This is a genomic window from Amycolatopsis saalfeldensis (genome assembly GCF_900110575.1).
Lineage (GTDB): Bacteria > Actinomycetota > Actinomycetes > Mycobacteriales > Pseudonocardiaceae > Amycolatopsis > Amycolatopsis saalfeldensis.
Genome location: NZ_FOEF01000015.1, coordinates 223321 through 241780, shown reverse-complemented (window position 1 = coordinate 241780; position 18460 = coordinate 223321). Strand labels below are relative to the sequence as shown.

4 protein-coding genes are annotated in these 18460 nt (G+C 72.5%); 1 reads left to right on the top strand and 3 read right to left on the bottom strand.

Annotation, left to right across the window (positions count from 1 at the left end):
• Together BMY97_RS30075 and BMY97_RS30070 are read right to left on the bottom strand one after the other, a co-directional pair.
• The coding region (locus BMY97_RS30075; RefSeq protein WP_245787573.1) for a non-ribosomal peptide synthetase at window positions 1-14257 on the bottom strand (14257 nt) is incomplete at its 3' end.
• A gap of 49 nt (window positions 14258-14306) precedes the next feature.
• Window positions 14307-15641: a lysine N(6)-hydroxylase/L-ornithine N(5)-oxygenase family protein gene (locus BMY97_RS30070; RefSeq protein ID WP_091623149.1), complete on the bottom strand. Its 1335-nt coding sequence runs from the start codon at window positions 15639-15641 to the stop codon at window positions 14307-14309.
• Between the two features lie 138 nt (window positions 15642-15779).
• On the opposite strand from BMY97_RS30070, the gene BMY97_RS30065 reads away from it, so the two are divergent.
• Window positions 15780-16727, top strand: a complete 948-nt coding sequence (locus tag BMY97_RS30065; protein ID WP_091623146.1) for a methionyl-tRNA formyltransferase — start codon at window positions 15780-15782, stop codon at window positions 16725-16727.
• Window positions 16728-16733: 6 nt separating this feature from the next.
• Here BMY97_RS30065 and BMY97_RS30060 read toward each other — a convergent pair whose 3' ends face one another.
• Complete coding sequence (locus BMY97_RS30060) at window positions 16734-18371, bottom strand: ABC-F family ATP-binding cassette domain-containing protein (RefSeq protein ID WP_091623144.1); 1638 nt, start codon at window positions 18369-18371, stop codon at window positions 16734-16736.
• Window positions 18372-18460 lie beyond the last annotated feature (89 nt).

Sequence of the window (18460 nt, the reverse complement as noted above, 5' to 3'; positions counted from 1 at the left end):
GAGTGAGCAGGCCCGTCGCCGTGGCGCCCGAGCAGCGGTCCTCGGCGTACTCCAGCATCAGCGTCAGCGGGCCGGACGGAGCCTCGTCGAGCAGGGTGAAATGCAGGTCGAACTTGGCCGTCGGCCGCCCCGCGTCGAGCCATTCCGTCGGCAGGCCGAGCACGTCCGGATCGCCGCCGGGCCGGTAGTGGTACCCGACCATGACCTGGAACAGCGGGTTGCGGCCCGGCACCCGCGGCGGGTTCAGCTCTTCCACCACGCGCTCGAACGGCAGGTCCTGATGGGAGAACGCGGCCAGGTCGGCCGTTTTCACGCGGTCCAGCAAGTCGCGGTAGGCCGGGTCGCCGGACACGTCGGTCCGCAGCACCAGCGTGTTCACGAAGAAGCCGACGAGGTCGTCGACCGCCGCGTCGGTGCGGCCCGCGATGGGCGCGCCGAGCGGGATGTCCTCCCCCGCGCCCAGCCGGCTCAGCAGGGCCGCGACCGCCGACTGCAGGACCATGAACAGGCTCGCGCCGGTCTTGCCGGACAGCTCGCGCACGGCCGTCGTGAGCCCGTCCGGCAGCGGAACGCGCACCTTGCCGCCGCGTCCGGTGGGCCGGGCTGGACGCGGGTGGTCCACCGGCAGCGGCACCTCGTCGGGCAGTCCACGTAGGACACTCGTCCAGTAATCCAGCTGTTCGACCCCGGCGGACGCGAGGAAATCGCGTTGCCACAACGTGTAGTCCGCGTACTGCACGGGCAGCGGTGTCCACTTCGGATCCTCGCCGCCGAGCCGGGCGCGGTAGGCCGCGGCCAGGTCGTCCAGGAACGGCCGGTCCGACCATTCATCGGTGACACCGTGGTGCAGCAGCATCGCCACCGCGTGGTCCTCGTCCCCGACACGCAGCACGTCGATGCGCACCGGCAGCTCACGGGCGAGGTCGAACCGCCGCCCGGCGAGACCGGCCACGTCCGCGACCGACCCGTCCGCCACGGTGAACGGAATTTCCGGCTGAGCCTGAATGTCCTGGTACGCCGTGCCTTCGTGGTCGCCGATCATCGTGCGCAGCACCTCGTGGCGCTGCAGCACGTCGCCGAACGCCGCCCTCAGCGCGTCGACATCGAGTGCCCCGCGCAGCCGCACGAACAGCGGGTACGTGTACGCCGCGGCGGTGGTGCCCAGCTGGTCGAGCAGCCACATCCGCTGCTGCGCGAACGACAGCGGAATCCGCTCCGGCCGTTCGACCGGCACGACGGACGGCCGCGCGGGCGCGCCGGTGCCCGCCCGTTCGGCCAGCCGGGCCGGCGTCGGTGCCTCGAACAGGTCCTTGATCGCCAGCTCGGCGTCCAGCTCGGTGCGGGCCCGGCTGATCAGCCGGGTGGCCAGCAGCGAGTGCCCGCCGAGGTCGAAGAAGCTGTCCTCCACCCCCACGCGATCCAGGCCGAGCACCTCGGCGAACAGCGCGCAGAGCGTCTCCTCCTCGGCAGTCTCCGCGTCCCGGCTCTCGGCCAGCGAGACGGCGGGCTCGGCATCGGGCAAGGCACGCACGTTCAATTTTCCGTTGTCGGTCAACGGAAGGACGGCGAGTGTCACGAACGCGGCCGGGACCATGTAGTCCGGCAGCTGCCGCTTCAGCTCTTCGCGCAGCACCTGCACCAGCTCGCTGCCGCCCCGCGCGGCGGTCGGGCTGTTCGCGAACCGCGTGAGGTCCGTGCCGGTGGCCGCGGGCACGTACAGCCCCGAAACCGACCGTCCATCCTGGACGAACACCGCATCGAAGACCCCATCCACGCCACTCGACCACGTGGTGTGGACGCGGCGGCCGAGCCGGGCACCGAGCTGGTGCACGGCCTCGGGCTCGACCCCGCCGGAGTGGTCGTGGAACCGCGCCAGGACGTCGAGCAGCGGCACGTCCGAATCGAGCGCGCGCATGGCCGCGAACTCAGCCGCCAGCCGCGCGTCCGGAATCCGGCTCACCCGCAGCGTTTCGTCCCCCGCGGTGAGGCGCCGTTCCAGCTCGGCGAGCGAGCCCACCTCATCCCAGAGCACTCGCGGCACCGGCGCCACAGCCGGGGCGTCCTTGGCCAGCACGACGTCATAGCGGTACCGGCTCAGCTCGTTGTGCAGCGCGGCTCGCTTCACCCGGACCACCGCCTCGACTCCCGGCAGTTCGCGGGCGAGCGCGACGAAGTAGTCCGGATCGAGCAGCAGCTCCTTCTCCAGCGCCGCACCACGTTCGACGGCCCGCCGCACCTGCGCGACATCCGACGTCACGTCCGCGCGGGTCAGCTGGATCGCCGTGTGGAACGAGCGGGCCAGCCGCAGGTTCCGGACGTCGCCGACGAACAGCGAACCCCCCGGCGCGAGCAGCTCGAGGGCCCCCCGAAGCACGCCGCTCAGGTAGTCGGCACTCGGGAAGTACTGGATCACCGAGTTGATCACCACGGTGTCGAAGTGCCCGCGCGGCAGGCCGTCGAACACGTGCGCCGGCTGAGTCCGCAACGTCACCTTGGCTGCCAGCACCGGGTCCTGCGCCAGCTCACGCGTCAGCTTGCCGATCACCGGCGCGGCGAGGTCGGTGCCCCAGTACTCCTCGGCGGCGGGCGCGAGCTGCCCCATCAGCAGCCCGGTGCCGACGCCGATCTCCAGGATCCGCCGCGGCGCCAGCTCGCCGATCCGCGCGACGGTCGCCGAACGCCACTCCCGCATGTGCTCCAGCGGGATCGGCTCGCCGTCGTAACTGGAGTCCCAGCCGGCGAAGTCCTCGGTGAACAGCGCGGTCGGGATCTCGGTGTACTCGTCGGAGTAGATCTGCTCCCACTCGCCGACCTGGTCGGCCTCGGCCGCGTCCCGCGCGTCGCCGCTCAGCTGCGCGGGCACGACGTAGCCGACGAGCCGTTGCAGGCCCGGCGCCGACGGGTCCGGCCGCGCGATCACCGCGGCCTGCGCGACCTGCGGGTGCCGGCTCAGCGCCGTCTCGATCTCGCCCAGCTCCACCCGGTAACCCCGGATCTTGACCTGGTCGTCGGTCCGGCCGAGGAAGTCCAGGTTCCCGTCCGGGCGGCGGCGCACCAGGTCGCCGGTGCGGTACATCCGCGAGCCGGGAGCGCCGAACGGGTCGGCCACGAACCGCTCCGCGCTCAGGCCCGGCCGGCCGAGGTAACCCCTGGCCAGACCGGTCCCGGCGATGTACAGCTCACCGGGCACACCGTCGGGCACCGGCCGCAGCCAATCGTCCACAATGTACGCACGGGTGTTCCGGATCGGCTTCCCGACGGTCGGCGAAACGCTGTCGGTGGTGCCGCCTCCGAGAGTGTTGATCGTGTACTCGGTAGGGCCGTAGAGGTTGTAGCCGTACGTGCCATCGGTGTCACGCAGACGGTGCCACACGGACTCCGACACCGCCTCGCCGCCGAGCAGCACCAGCGCGGGCCGGTGACGGCCCGGGCCCTGGTCGAGCAGGCCCTCCTCGATCAGCAGGTGCGCGTACGTCGGCGTCACGTTGACCACGTCCACCTGCTGCCGGTCGCAGTAGGCGACCAGCGCGCGGGCGTCGCGGCGCAGCTCCTCGTCGCAGACGTGCACTTCGTGGCCCTCGACCAGCCACAGCAGTTCCTCCCACGACATGTCGAAGGCGAACGACACGGTGTGCGCGATCCGCAGCCGCCGCCCGCCGGCCGACGCGATCGCCGGGCCGAAGATCGCCTCCTGGTGGTTGAGCTGCATGTTCGTCAGGCCGCGGTACGGCGTCACGACGCCCTTGGGCTTGCCCGTCGAGCCGGACGTGTAGATCACGTACGCCGGGTGCTCCAGCCGTCCGGCGCGGTCGCGGCCGAACCGCGGACGCTCGGCGCCGGCCAGTTCCGCGCCGGACATCGCCGCCAGCTCGGCCCGCGTCTCGGGCGTGTCCACGAGCACCCGCGGCAGGTCCGCGGGCAGCGAACCGGCCACCGCGGCGGTCGTGACCAGGCAGAGCGGGCCGGCGTCGTCGAGCATCATCGCCAGCCGGCCGGCCGGGTAGTCCAGCTCCAGCGGCAGGTACGCCGCGCCCGTGCGCAGCACCGCGAACAGGGCCACGACCATGTCGATCGACCGCGGCAGGCCGAGCGCGACCACCTGCTCCGGCTCGGCGCCGCGGGAGAGCAGCAGCCGAGCCATCCGGTTGATGCGCTCGTCCAGCTCCGCGTACGTGAGGCGCTGCTCGCCGAAGACGAGCGCGGTCGTGTCCGGCGTGGCCGCGGCCTGCGTCGCGAGCAGATCCGCGATCGTGTCGCCGACCATCGGGTGCTCGCTCGCCGACCAGACCTCCGCCAGCTCTTCCCGGCGTTCGGCCGAAAGCGTCTCCAGCGCGCCCACGGGGGCCGCGAAGTCACCGACGAGCTGCTCGACCAGCGAGGTGAACCGGCCCAGCAGGTCCCCCGCCGTGGCCGCGTCGACGATGTCGTCGCGATAGGACAGGGTGACGCGCATCGAGTTTCCCGGCGTGACGACCAGCGTCAGCGGGTAGTGCGTGGCGTCCACATTGACCAGTCCGGTGATGCCGTGACGGTGCTCCAGCCCGGCGGTCCGCTCGTCGCCGTCGTTGCCGCGCAGCACGAACAGCGTGTCGAACAGCACGCGGTGCCCGGACTCGCGCTGGAGTACGCCAAGGCTCATGAACTCGTACGGCGTGAGGTCCATCCGCTCGGCCTGGATGCGGCGCAGCAGGTCCAGCACCGGCTCGCCCGGCACCAGCGAGACCCGCGTGGGCACGGTGTTGAGGAACAGCCCGATCGTCGTCTCGATGTCCGGCACCGCGGCCGGGCGGCCCGCGACGGCCGCGCCGAACACCACGTCCTGCCGTCCGACCACAGTGGACAGTACGAGGGCCCACGCGGCGTTCAGCACGGAGTTCACGGTCAGGCCGTGCCGCCGGGCCTCTTCCCGCACCCGGGCGGTCAGCACCGGCGAGAGGTGCGCGTCGAGGTTGACCGGCGTCACCGGTTCGAGGCCGCGGGCGTCCGGGCCGATCAACGTCGGCTCGGCGAGCCCGGCCAGCGCCTCCCGCCAGGCCGCGGCCGCGACCTCGGCGTCCTGTGCGGACAGCCACTCCAGGTAGTCCGCATAGGACCCGGCGGACGGCAGGCCGCGGTCCTCGCCGCCCAGCTCGTAGAGCGCGAACAGCTGCTCGATGAACAGCCACGCCGACCAGCCGTCCCACAGCAGCAGGTGCCGGTTCAGCACCACGCGGTCACGCCGGTCGCCCAGGCGCACCAGCGTGATCCGGAACAGCGGCGGCGACGCCAGGTCGTGCCGCGCCGCCCGATCCTCGGCCATCAGCTCGGCGAGCTGCGCTTCACGGTCCTCTTCGGACAGTTTCCGAAGGTCGATCTCGGTGACCAACGGAGTCGGCCCCGCGGCGACGAACTGGACCGGGCCGCGCAGGCCCTCGCTGGTGAAGCCCGCCCCGAGGCTCGGCGTCCGCCGGACCAGGGCCGCACAGGCCGCGCGCAGCCGGTCCGAGTCCAGGTGCCGGTCGAGGTCGATCGCCTCCTGGATGGTGTAGATGTCCACTCGCGACTGGTCGTAGCTGGAGTGGAAGAACAAGCCCTCCTGCAACGGCGACAACGGCCAGATGTCGAGCAGCGGCAACGGGCTCAGCCGCTCCACCCGCTCGATCTCGTCCTGGGCCAGGTCGATCAGCTTCAGGTCCGAAGTGGTCAGCCCGGACGCCGACGGGACGGCCGCGGCCAGCGTCTCCAACGCGGCCAGCCACGCACCGGCCAGCTCGGTACCGCGCCCGGCGAAGGTGGCGACCAGGCGCGGCCCGTCTTCGGTCTCCTCGCAGGTGACACCGATGCGCAGCGCGTGCGCCCCGGCGGGCGCGCCAGGCCCTTCGGCGAACGTCCAGTCCCCGGCTCCCGCGGGGGTTCGGCCCGCATAGCGCAGCAGCACGCCGGGCGTCGCCAGCTGGGCGAACAGCGGTGCGGCCTGTGGGTTCAGGTACCGCAGCAGGCCGTAACCCGCCGCGTCGGGGGCAGCTCGGACCAGCTCCTTGACCTGCTTGACCACGTCGAGCGGCGCGCCGGCGCCGGGCAGCCGCACCGGCCGCGTCGCGTGGAGCGCGCCGACGGTCGCGGGAAGTTCGATGAGGCGCGCCTGGACGTCGACGATCAGCTCGCCGCCCGCGATCGCCAGCGCCGCCAGCAGCACGTCGGTGATGTCACCGTGGACCGCCGCCGGGAGCCGGTCGACCAGCGCACGCGTGTCCTCAATGGACAGCGCGACGGTGCATTCGCTGTTATCGCTGCCCGCGACGGCACCGGGAGCGAGCACCGCGGCCCAGTGTCCGAGGTCCGCCAGCAGCTCGGGACTTTGCGCCCCTTCGGTGACCTGCCGCGCGTGTGTGCGCAGCGACGTCTCGACCACGGCGAACACCGGCCGTCGCCCGGCTTGCACGGCTGTCCATGCCGTCGCGAGGTCCGCGGCCAGCCTGTGCCAGGAAGGCGCGTCGACGAGCAACGGGTGCGCGACCAGCAGCAGCCGGTCCTCGTCCTCGAACCACACGGCCTGTATCAGAACTCCGGCGTCCGGGTCGAGCCGGGAGACGGCGGCGGCGAGTTCGTCAGCCCCCTCGGCGCGGCGCAGCACGTCGGCCGCCGTCAGCGTGCCGGGTGGGCGGGTTTCGAGCGACCACAACAGATCCGGCAGCCCCGGCACCGAGGCGGCCCGGCTGCGCTTCAACCGCAACCCGTCGTGGTGGTCCAGGACGGCCTGCAGCGCGGCGGCCAGCGCTTCGACGTCGGCGCCCGCGGGTGTCCGCAGCAGGACGGACTCGGCCGTGACAAGGTCGCCCAATTCCCGCAGACGGTGCACCTCGGGCAGCAGCGGCACCTCGCCGACCCCGCCCGGGTCCGCCTCGGGCCCGCCGGTGACCACCGGTTCGCCGTCGAGCGCAGCCAGCGCCGCGGGTGTGCGGTGGGTGAAGACGTCCTTCGGGCTCAGGTCGAACCCGGCTCGCCGCGCGCGGCTGGACACGCTGATCGACGAGATGCTGTCGCCGCCCAGCAGGAAGAAGTCCCCCTCGGCGCCGACCTCGGCGAGGCCGAGCACCTCGGCGAAGATCGCCGCGAGCGCGCGTTCGCGATCGTCGCCCGACGTAGCCACTGTGCGCCCCGCAGCCGCCGCGGCCCCTTCGGGCAGCGCAGGCGCGGGCAGCGCGCGGGTGTCCAGCTTGCCGCTCGTGCTCAGCGGGAACTCGGCCAGCACCACCAGCGAATTCGGCACCATCGGCGCCGGAAGCGCCTCGGCCAGCGCGGCCCGCAGCGCGCCAACGTCCGCGGTACCGGCCGCGTAGCCGACCAACGCGCCGTCAAGCACCAGCACCGCGGCGGCCGTGACGCCCGGTTGCGACGCCAGCACCGCCTCGATCTCGCCCGGCTCGATCCGGTTGCCGCGGATCTTGACCTGCCGATCGGTGCGGCCGAGGTACTCGACCTCCCCGTCCGCGCGCCGGCGCACCAGGTCGCCGGTGCGGTACAGCCGGGAACCCGGCTCGTCGAACGGATCGGCGACGAACCGCTCGGCCGTCAGGCCCGGCTGCCCGTGGTAACCCCGTGCCAGCTGCACCCCCGCGAGGTACAGCTCACCCGCGACACCGTCCGGCACCGGCCGCAGGCAGGTGTCCAGCACGTGCAGCCGGGTGTTCCACACCGGACGTCCGATCGGGACAGTCCGCTCCGGACCGCCACGGAAGGTGAAGAAGGACACGTCGACAGCAGCTTCGGTCGGCCCATAGAGGTTGTGCAGTGGCACGCCGGTCAACGAGCGCCACCGGGCGGCGACGTCACCGGGCAGGCCCTCGCCGCTGGCGAACACCCGGCGCAGGCTCTCCGCCCAGCTCCGGTTTTCGGCCACCTCGTCCACGGAGAGGAACGCGCCGAGCATCGACGGCACGAAGTGCAGCGTGGTGATCCGCTCGTCCCGGATCACCTGCGCGAGGTAGGCCGGGTCGCGGTGCCCGTCCGGGCGCGCGAAGACCACGGTCGCACCCTCGGTGAGCGCCCAGAAGAACTCCCAGACCGACACGTCGAAGCTCGACGGCGTCTTCTGCAGCACCCGGTCACCGGCGTCGAGGCGGTACTCGTGCTGCATCCACGCCAGCCGGTTGACGATCGAACGGTGGCTGACCAGCACGCCCTTCGGCCGACCGGTGGAGCCGGAGGTGTAGATCAGGTACGCCGCGTCGTCCGGCCGGGCGGCGACACCAGGCACCTCCGCGACGTCCGGACCATCGACCGGCACTCGCACCAGGCCGTCCGGGAGCCGCGTGTCCGGCCCGGTCACGACCAGCCCGGCACCGGACGCCGTGAGCATGTACTCCAGCCGCTCGGCCGGGTAGTCGAGGTCGAGCGGCAGGTACGCGGCCCCCGACTTCAGCACGCCGAGCAGCGCGACCATCAGCTCCACCGACCGCGGCACCGCGACGGCCACGATCTGCCCTGGTCGCGCCCCCTGGGCTCGCAGCCGCCGCGCGAGCGACCCGGCCCGCGCCTCAAGCTCCACATAGGACAGAGATTCGCCTTCGAACACCACCGCCGTGGCATCCGGCGTTTTCGCCACCTGATCGGCGAACGCGGCGATCAGCGTCCGCTCCGGCACGGCGACGGCGGTGGCGTTCAGCTCACCGAGGCGTTCCAGCTCCGCGGACGAGACCAGGTCCACTCCGGACAGCAGGCCGTCGGGCGCCGCCGCGAACGCGTCCAGCACCCGCACGAACCGCTCCGCCAGCTGCTCGGCCGTCCGCGCGTCGACCCGGGCGGCGTCGAACTTGAGGCTGAACTCCAGCGTGTCCCCCGGCGTCCGGGCGGCGTCGAACTTGAGGCTGAACTCCAGCGTGTCCCCCGGCGTCGCGATCAGCGCGACCGGGTAGTGCACCGCGTCGGCCACCTCGACACCGGTGACCCGCAGGCCGGCGGCGCCCTCGCTCTCCCGCGGGTAGTTCTCGAGCACCACGAGGGTGTCGAACAGCTCGTCGGTGCTGGACAAATCGGTCCCTGCGCCCGCGAGCCGCTGCAGCTCGGCGAGCCCGAGGTGCTGGTGATCCAGCAGCGCGGCCTGCTCGTCCTGCAGCCGCCGCAGCAACCCGGCGACGGTGTCGCCGCCGGACCAGCGCACCCGTACCGGCAGGGTGTTGATGTAGAGCCCGACCGCCTCCTCGATGCCCGGAACACGGGCGTCCCGGCCGGACACAGTGCTGCCGAACAGCAGGTCGCCCCGGCCGGTGAGCCGCCCGAGCAGCAGGCCCCACGCGCCGTGCAGCACGGTGCCCAGCGTCAGCCCGTGCTCCCGCGCGACGGCCCGCACCCGCGCCGCCGCCTGCTCGTCCATCGTGAAGTGGAGCTTCGACGGCCGTCGGTCTCCGATCCCCGCCGGCTTCTCGGCCAGGCGAGTCGGCTCGCTGATGTCCGCGAGCGCGTTCCGCCAAGCCCGCCGGGCGGCCTCGTCGTCGCGCCCGGTGAGCCGGCGCAGGTGAGCCTCACGCGAGTTCGGCTCCGGGACCACCGGGCCGGTCGCGCCGTAACGCGCCAGGATCTCGCGCACCATCACCACCACCGACCAGCCGTCGGCGACGATGTGGTGGAAGGTCAGGGCCAGCCGGTTCCGGGTCCCGCGCACCAGCGTGGCCCGCAGCAGCGGCGGCCGGTCGAGCGCGAACCGCCGGGTGCGATCGGCCTCCAGCGCGGCCGCCGCGTCCGGCGCCCCGACCTCGCGCCACGGCAGCTCGGCGCGCGGCGCGACGACCTGGACCACCCGGCCGTCGTCGAGCTGCCGGAAGCCGGAGCGCAGCGAACTGTGCCGATCCAGCAGGTCCTGGACCGAGCTGCGCAGCTTCTCCGGGTCGAGCGGGCCTTCGAGGTCGAAGATCTCCTGAACGGTGTAGACGTCGTCGTCCTCGTAGGCGGCATGGAAGAAGAAGCCCTGCTGCAACGGCGTCACCGGCAGCACTTCGGCGTGCGGACCCAGCGCGGCGGAGTCCGCTTCGGACAGTTCCAGCAGCGGCGGGCCGGAATCGTCCACTGTGGCCACTTCGCCGGCACAGGCGGCGAGCGCTTCCGCGGTGCGGTGCTGGAAGACCTGCCGCGGCGTGATCGCCAGCCCGTGTTCGGCGGCGCCGAGCACCAGCCGGATCGAGGAGATGCTGTCCCCGCCGAGGGTGAAGAAGTCGTCGTCGGCGCCGACCGCGGGCACCCCGAGCACGTCGGCGAGGACACCGCACAAGGCGATCTCACGCGGCGTGCGCGGTGCGCGGCCCTGCGCGAGCGCGCCGAAGTCCGGCATCGGCAGCGCGGTCCGGTCGAGCTTGCCGTTGGTCATCACCGGCAGGCGGTCCAGCGGCACGAAAGCGGACGGCACCAGATAGTGCGGCAGCGCCTCCTCCGCGAGGCCGCGCAGCTCCTTCATCAGCGACGCCGGATCGCGGTACACCACCGGCACGTTCGCGAGTGGACCGTCCGCATCGGACTTGAACTTGGCGGTCAGCTCTCCTCGCGACAGCACGAGGTCGAACGCCGTCACCTCGCCCGACCAGGTGGCGGCCGCGTGGTAGCCCGCCGCACCGGCCAGCTCGGCCAGCACGTCCGGGTCCATCGCCGCACCCGGCACAGTCGTGACCTCACCGCCCAGCGCGCGCAACGCGGTCAGGTCCGGGATCAGCCGCTCGTTCGGGATCGCCGTCACCCGAAGGCTTTCCGGCGCGGCGGTACGGAGATACGAGGCGAGCGCGGCGGCCGAACCCAGCTCGGTCCACGCCACCGACGCAGGTGACGCGGCCGCCGTGGCGCTCGTGCGCAGGACCACGTCGTACCGGTAGCGGCTCAGCTCATTGCCATAACCCGCCCGCTTGAGCCGGATGTCCACCTCGGCGATACCGGGGATCAGCTCCGGCAGGCCCGCGAAGAAACGCGGGTCCAGCAGCAGTTCGGCCTCCCGCGCGACCGCGGTGTCCACCGCCGCCAGCGAGGTGCCGCCCTGGGCGGACTCGACGCCCGCGCGCAGCACCCGCACCAGTCCCAGGTTCCGCACGTCGCCGACGAACACCGTGCCGCCGGGCGCGAGCAGGCTCGCGGCCTGGCGCAGGACGTCGACGAGATAGCCGGCGCCCGGGAAGTACTGGACGACCGAGTTGACCACCACGGTGTCGAACCCGCCAGGCAGCCCGCCCAGCTCGTGGGCCGGCCGGGCGGACAGGCGCACCTTCCCGGCCAGCGCGGGCCGCTCGGCCACCCGCGCCGAGAGCAGGCGCACCACCTCCTCGGACAGGTCCAGGCCCCAGTACTCCTCGGTCTCCGGCGCCAGCTTCGACATCAGCAGCCCGCTGCCGACGCCGATCTCCAGCACCCGCCGCGGCGCCAGCGCCCGGATCGCGTCCACTGTGGCCGCTCGCCACGCGTGCATTTCCTCCAGTGGCAAGGGATGGCCGTCGTAACTGGAGTTCCAGCCGGTGAACCCCTCGTCGAACGGGTCGCGGTCGGCGACCGAGTAGAGCAGTTCGTGCACGTCCTTCCAGCGGCCGACCTGCGCGGCCTCGCGGCCCGTATCCCGAACGTCCCCGGTGGTCGGCCCGGCAGCCTCGGGCACCACGTACGCGACCAGCCGCCGGTCCCCCGGCTTCACCTCGCGCGGCACCACGGCCACCCGTGAGACGGCGTGGTGCGCGGCGAGGACCGACTCGACCTCCCCCGGTTCGATCCGGAAGCCGCGGATCTTCACCTGGTGATCGGCGCGGCCGAGGAAGTCCAGGTTCCCGTCGGCGCGCCAGCGCACCCGGTCACCGGTGCGGTACATCCGCGCCCCGGGCCCGGCGAACGGGTCGGCGACGAACCGCTCCGCCGTCAGCCCGGCCCGCCCGACGTACCCGCGCGCCAGCCCGCGGCCGCCCACGTACAGCTCGCCCTCGACGCCGACGGGCACCGGGTTGAGCGCGGTGTCCAGGACGTGGCAACGGGTATTGGGATCGGGTCGTCCGATCGGGATCGGCCCGGCCCAGCCCGGCTCGGCCGCCCAGAGGGTCGAGTTGACCGTCGCCTCGGTGAGGCCGTACGCGGCGACGACCCGCAGGTCTTCCGCCCAGCGCGCGATCAGCTCCGGCGGCACGGTCTCGGTGCCGACGATCAACACGGCGCCATGGGGCAGCTCGCACTCCGGCGGCAGCGCGGCGACCAGCGACGGCGGCAGGATCATGTGCGTGGCCGCGTTCTCGGTGATGTACCCGGTCAGCTCGACACCCGCGACGCGGCGGTGCGCGGGCACCATGATCACGCGCCCGCCCACGCACAGCGACATCACCAGGTCCCACACCGTCACGTCGAACCCGACGGAGGCGAACTGCACCACCCGGCTGTCCGGGGTGATGCCGATCCGCTCGGTGGCCGTCGAAATCAGGCTGCCGACACCGTCGTGCGACAGCACCACGCCCTTCGGCTGCCCGGTGGAGCCCGAGGTGTAAATCACGTACGCGGCGCGGTCCAGCCTGAGCCCGCTGACATCCACGGCAGACGAGTCCGATGTGGACAGCTCAGCCCGCACGTCCGGGTCGTCGAGCAGCACCCGGCCGACTGAGTCCAGCTCCGGCAGCTGGCCAGAAAGCTCCACAGTGGAGAGAACAGCGCACGCACCGGCGTCGGAAAGCATGTACGCCAGCCGGTCCTCGGGGTGATCGAGGTCCAGCGGCAAGTACGCCGCCCCTGCCTTCAATACCCCGAGCAGCGCCACGACCAGCTCGATCGACCGTGGCAGCGCCACGCCGACCACGTCCTCGGCGCCGACCCCGCGGGCGGCGAGCAGCCGCGCCAGCCGGTTCGCGGCCGCGTCCAGCCCCGCATAGGTGAGCTGGTCGTCCTCGCACACGACGGCGACGGCGTCCGGCCGCCGCGCCACCACCCGGTCGAACGCCGCGGGCCAGGACAGCTCGGGCGAATCGGCGGGCGAGGTGCCGAACTCGACGAGCACGCGCTCGCGCTCGGCCGGGGTGAGCAAGTCGATCGAGGCGATCGGGCGGTCAGGAGCCACAGCCAACGCTTCGAGGATCGAGGTCAGCCGGCCTTCGTGCTCGGCCAGCACATCGGCGTCGCCCGGCCCGGCCAGCTCGATCCGCAGCGGGCCGCCCGCACCGGCGTCGTGCGCCGTGATGGCGAGGTCGGTGACCGGCCCCAGCGCGAGGCTGCGCACGGACGCCGCCGCGCCGCCGAAAGCCACCGGCGCGTCCGGCAGGAAGTTCAGGCTCAGCCCGGTCAGCTCCAGCACCCCACCGGGCAGTCCCAGCTCGCGCGCGAGGTCCTCGCCCCGGTAACGCCCGTGCTCCAGCAGGTCCGCGACCGCGGCCGTCACCGAAGCCAGCAGCTCCGCCGGGGTGGTCTCCGGCCGCACGGCCAGCCGCAGCGGCAGGATGTTCGACACCATGGCGGGCCGGTCGCGCAGCTCAGGCTCGGGGCGCGCGGCCACCGGCAGCCCGAAGACCAGGTCCTCGGCCCCGGTCACCCGGTGCGCGTACGCCGCGACGGCCGCGAGCGCCACCCGAGAAAGGCGAGTCCCGTGGTTGCCCGCGAACTTGCGCAGGCCGTCAGCCCGCGCGGGCGAGAGCGCGAACGAATGCCGCGCGACCGCGCCGTTGCCGGACAGCAGCCGGACGGGATCCGGGCGTCCGGCCAGTTTTTCGCGCCAGTACGCCTCATCCGCCTCGTACCGCGTGGATTCCCGGTACGCCGCCTCGGCGGCGAGCACCGGCGCGGTCGACCAGTCCACAGTGGAGGTATCACCGCCGTAGACCGCGGCGGCCCGGCGGGTGAGCGCCGCCTGGCCGTGCGCGTCGATGACCAGGTGGTGGTACCGCTGCGACCAGAGCACCCGTTCCGGGCCCAGCACCAGCAACGCGTGCGCGGTGAGCGGCCCGCGGACGAGGTCCGGGAGCCCGGCCGGCCCGGTGCGCATCCACTCGTGCGCCGCGCGGTCCGGGTCCGGCTCACCGGAGAGGTCCACCACCGGCACGTCGGCCACCACGGGCGCCGGGTACAGCCGGGGCACCCCGGTCTCGTCGACGTCCGCCGTCACGTGCAGGCATTCGGCCTCGCCGAGCGCCTGGCGCACGGCGGCGCCGAGCCGGGTGAGGTCCACCGCGCCGGTCACCTCGGCGTACCAGCCGATCTGGTACGACGGGTCCGCCGGGGCGATCCGCTGGGCGAAGAAGACCCCGGCCTGCGCCGCGGTCAGGGGGGAACCGGGCACGACGCCGGTCATCTGCGAGCCTCCACCGTTCACTGAAGCTGAATTGCCGCCGCGGCCGCGGTCAGCGGGTACCGCTCACCGCGTACACGGGCCGGTCGGGCACGGCCGCTTTTCGGTCCACAATGGACTCCAATATCTCGCCGACGCGGACGGCCGTGTTCGACAACAGGGACGACGTGATCCCGTGCGTGTGCTCGGTCCCGCCTTGGAGGTACAGCCCGCCGCGCACACGAGGGTCCGTGGTGATCCGGTAATCCCGCTCCACCCGCAGCCGGCCGTCACCGTCACGCAGGCAACTGACCGCCAGATCCCCGAGCAGCGGCGTCGGATCGGCAGGCAGGTAACCCGTGGCGTACACGACGGCGTCGGCATCGAGTTCCGTGCGCTCGCCGGTGGTCAGCGACTCGACCGTCGCGCGCGCATGCGTGCCGTGCTCGGTCACCTCCACCGGGCGCGAGACGTTGAGCAGCCGCAGCCGTTCGACGCCCAGCACCTTCTCGCGGTAGACGCGCCGGTACAGCTCGTCGATCAGGTCGAGGTCGACCGCGGAGTAGTTGGTCGCGCCGTGGTAGCGCATCAGGCGCTCCTTGACCGGCTCGCTCGAAGCGTAGAACCGGTCCACCGCCTCGGGATCGAAGATCCGGTTGGCGAACGAGCTGTCGTCGGCCGGGCTGTAGCCGTACCGCGAGAAGACCGCGCACACCTCGGCGCGCGGGAACTCGTCGTGCAGCAGCGCCGCGACCTCGGCCGCGCTCTGCCCGGCGCCGACCACCACGAACCGGCGGGGGTCGGTCTCGCGCAGGCCCTCGACCCGGTGCAGCAGCGCGCTGTTGTGCCAGATCCGCTCACCCGCGGTGATCCCCGCGGGCAGGTTCGGCCGCAGGCCGGTGCCCAGCACCAGGTTCCGCGCGCGCAGCTCCGTCGTCTCGCCGCCGCAGCGGGCGACGACGTCGAAGTAGACGACCTCGTCGCCTTCGAGCACCGGCTTCACCGACAGCACCTCGGTGCCGTAGGACACCAGGTCGTCCACCTTCGCCGCGGCCCACTCGAAGTAGTCGTGGAACTCGATGCGCAGTGGGAACAGGTTCTTGTGGTTGATGAAGTCGACCAGCCGGTCCTTCGCGTGCAGGTAGTTCAGGAAGCTGAACTCGCTGGTCGGGTTCCGCATCGTCGCCAGGTCCTTGAGGAACGACACCTGCATGGTCGCGTTGTCGATCAACATCCCGCGGTGCCAGCCGAAACCGGGCTGCCGCTCCAGGAAGTGCGCGGTCACCGTGTCCGCGCCACTCGCGTTGTGCTCGGTCAGGGCGATCGCGAGGGCCAGGTTCGACGGGCCGAAGCCCACCCCGACCACGTCGTAAACCGGCACCTGGCCACCGACCACTGCTCGTGACATGAAAGTCCCCTAGCGCGGCACTGCCGCATCTCGGTTCTCGACGACGAAAAGACGAGGAAACCCTAACCTAACTTAGGTGAGGCTCAGCTAGTACCTTGTGGGTGATGTTCATCCCTCGACGATGAAAGGGCACAGCCGATGCGCGTGGCCATGTTCGGCTACCAGACCTGGGGGCACCGCACCCTGCGAGCGCTGATCGACGCGGGCCACGAGGTCGTCCTCGTCGTCACGCACCCGAAGAGCGAGCACGCCTACGAGAAGATCTGGTCCGACTCCGTCGCCGATCTGGCCGAGGCGAACGGCATCCGCGCGCTGCTGCGCACGCGGCCCGACGACGCCGAGCTGCTGGCCGAGCTGGAGGCGGCCGACCTGGACCTGATCGTGGCGAACAACTGGCGGACCTGGCTGCCGCCGGAGATCTTCGCCCTGCCCCGGCACGGCACCCTGAACGTGCACGACTCGCTGCTGCCCGCGTACGCCGGCTTCTCGCCGCTGATCTGGGCGCTGATCAACGGCGAGCCCGAAGTCGGCGTGACCGCCCACCTGATGAACGCCGAGCTGGACGCGGGCGACATCGTCGTGCAGCGCCCCGTGCCGGTCGGCCCGAAGGACACGACCACGGACCTGTTCCACCGCACCGTGGACCTGATCGCGCCGATCACCACCGAGGCCATCTCACTGATCGAGACGGGCAACGTCGTGCCCATCGCCCAGGACCGGTCGAAGGCGAGCTTCTTCCACAAGCGGGCCGCGCGCGACAGTCTCATCGACTGGACCTGGCCGGCCGAGGACATCGAGCGCCTGGTGCGCGCCCAGTCCGACCCGTACCCCAGCGCGTTCGCCTACCACCGCGGCGAGCCGCTGCGGATCACCGCGGCCTCGGTTTCGGCGGGCCACTACGGCGGCACGCCGGGCCGGATCTTCATCAAGGAAGGCGACGGCGTGGTGATCGTCGCCGGTCCCGAAGCACGGCGCGGGCACTCCCCCGGCCTGCTCGTCGAACGCGTCCGCACCGCCGACGGCACCGAACTGACCGCGGCCGATTACTTCACCACGATGGGCGGGTATCTGACCGGGCGGCCCTGAATCCCCTCAGGCCTCGGTCACCTTGCCGCCGTCCACTTCGAGGCGGCGGGTGACCGCGACGGCGTCGAGCATGCGGCGGTCGTGCGTCACCAGGAGCAGCGTGCCCGGGTAACGGTCCAAAGCGGACTCCAGCTGCTCGATCGCCGGCAGGTCCAGGTGGTTGGTCGGCTCGTCGAGCACCAGCAGGTTGACGCCGCGGGCCTGCAGCAGGGCCAGTGCGGCGCGCGTGCGCTCGCCCGGCGAGAGCGTCTCCGCGGGGCGCAGCACGTGCGCCGCCTTCAGGCCGAATTTCGCCAGCAGAGTACGGACTTCCGCGTCGGGCAGCGAAGGGACTTCGCGCGCGAAGGCGTCCGAAAGCGGTTCGTCGCCGAGGAACAGCCGCCGCGCCTGGTCGACCTCGCCGACCACGACGCCCGGGCCGAGCGCCGCGCTGCCTTCGTCCAGCGGCAGGCGGCCGAGCAGCGCGGCCAGCAGCGTCGACTTGCCCGCGCCGTTCGCGCCGGTGATGGCGACCTTGTCCGCCCAGTCCACCTGCAGGTCGACCGGGCCGAGGGTGAAGCCGTCCCGCCGGACGACGGCGCCGCGCAGCGTCGCCACCACCGCCCCGGCACGCGGGGCCGCGGCGATCTCCATCCGCAGCTCCCACTCCTTGCGGGGCTCCTCGACCACGTCGAGCCGCTCGATCATCCGGTCGGTCTGGCGCGCCTTCGACGCCTGCTTTTCCGTGGCCTCACTGCGGAACTTGCGGCCGACCTTGTCGTTGTCGGGTGCCTTGCGCCGCGCGTTCTTGACGCCCTTCTCCATCCACGCGCGCTGCATGCCCGCGCGGGCCTCCAGCGCCGCGCGAGTGCCGGCGTACTCCTCGTAGTCCTCACGCGCGTGCCGGCGCGCCACCTCGCGCTCCTCCAGGTACGACTCGTAACCACCGCCGTACGCGCGGACCTGCTGCTGCGCCAGGTCCAGCTCGACGACCCGGTCCACGGTGCGCGCCAGGAACTCGCGGTCGTGGCTGACCAGCACGGTCGCCGCGCGCAGGCCGGTGACGAACCGCTCGAGCCGGGCGAGGCCGTCGAGGTCCAGGTCGTTGGTCGGCTCGTCGAGCAGGAACACGTCGTAACGGCTCAGCAGCAGCGACGCCAGGCCGGCGCGCGCGGCCTGGCCGCCGGACAGCGAAACCATGGGCTGGTCCAGGTCGACGGCCAGGCCGAGGTCGGCGGCGACCTCACCCGCGCGCTCGTCGAGATCGGCGCCGCCGAGGGCGAGCCAGCGGTCCAGCGCCGTGGCGTAAGTGTCGTCCGCGCCGTCTTCGCCCGCGGTGAGCGCTTCGGTCGCGGCGTCCAGCTCGGCCTGCGCGGCGGCGACTCCGGTGCGGCGAGCCAGGAACGCCCGGACCGACTCCCCCGGCCGCCGCTCGGGCTCCTGCGGCAGGTGGCCGACGGTGGCCGTGGGCGGGTTCAGCCGGACCGCGCCCGACTCCGGGTGCTCCAGCCCGGCCAGCGTGCGCAGCAGGGTGGACTTCCCGGCGCCGTTCACGCCGACGAGCCCGACCACGTCGCCGGGGGCGACAACCAGGTCGAGGCCGGAAAACAGGGTGCGGTCACCATGGCCCGAGGCCAGGTCCTTCGCGACGATCGTTGCGCTCATTTGAGGCCCGAGTCTACGGGTGCCCGCTTCCCCGGCCGCCGGGCCTGTGTGTGTCGAGTGTCGTCACGGTCACTCGGAGTGGGTACCCT

What these genes read in the sequence shown, in the direction of transcription:
- BMY97_RS30070 (WP_091623149.1), bottom strand. Translation starts at nt 15,641, where the DNA reads ATGTCACGAGCAGTGGTCGGTGGCCAGGTGCCGGTTTACGACGTGGTC.
- BMY97_RS30065 (WP_091623146.1), top strand. Translation starts at nt 15,780, where the DNA reads ATGCGCGTGGCCATGTTCGGCTACCAGACCTGGGGGCACCGCACCCTG.
- BMY97_RS30060 (WP_091623144.1), bottom strand. Translation starts at nt 18,371, where the DNA reads ATGAGCGCAACGATCGTCGCGAAGGACCTGGCCTCGGGCCATGGTGAC.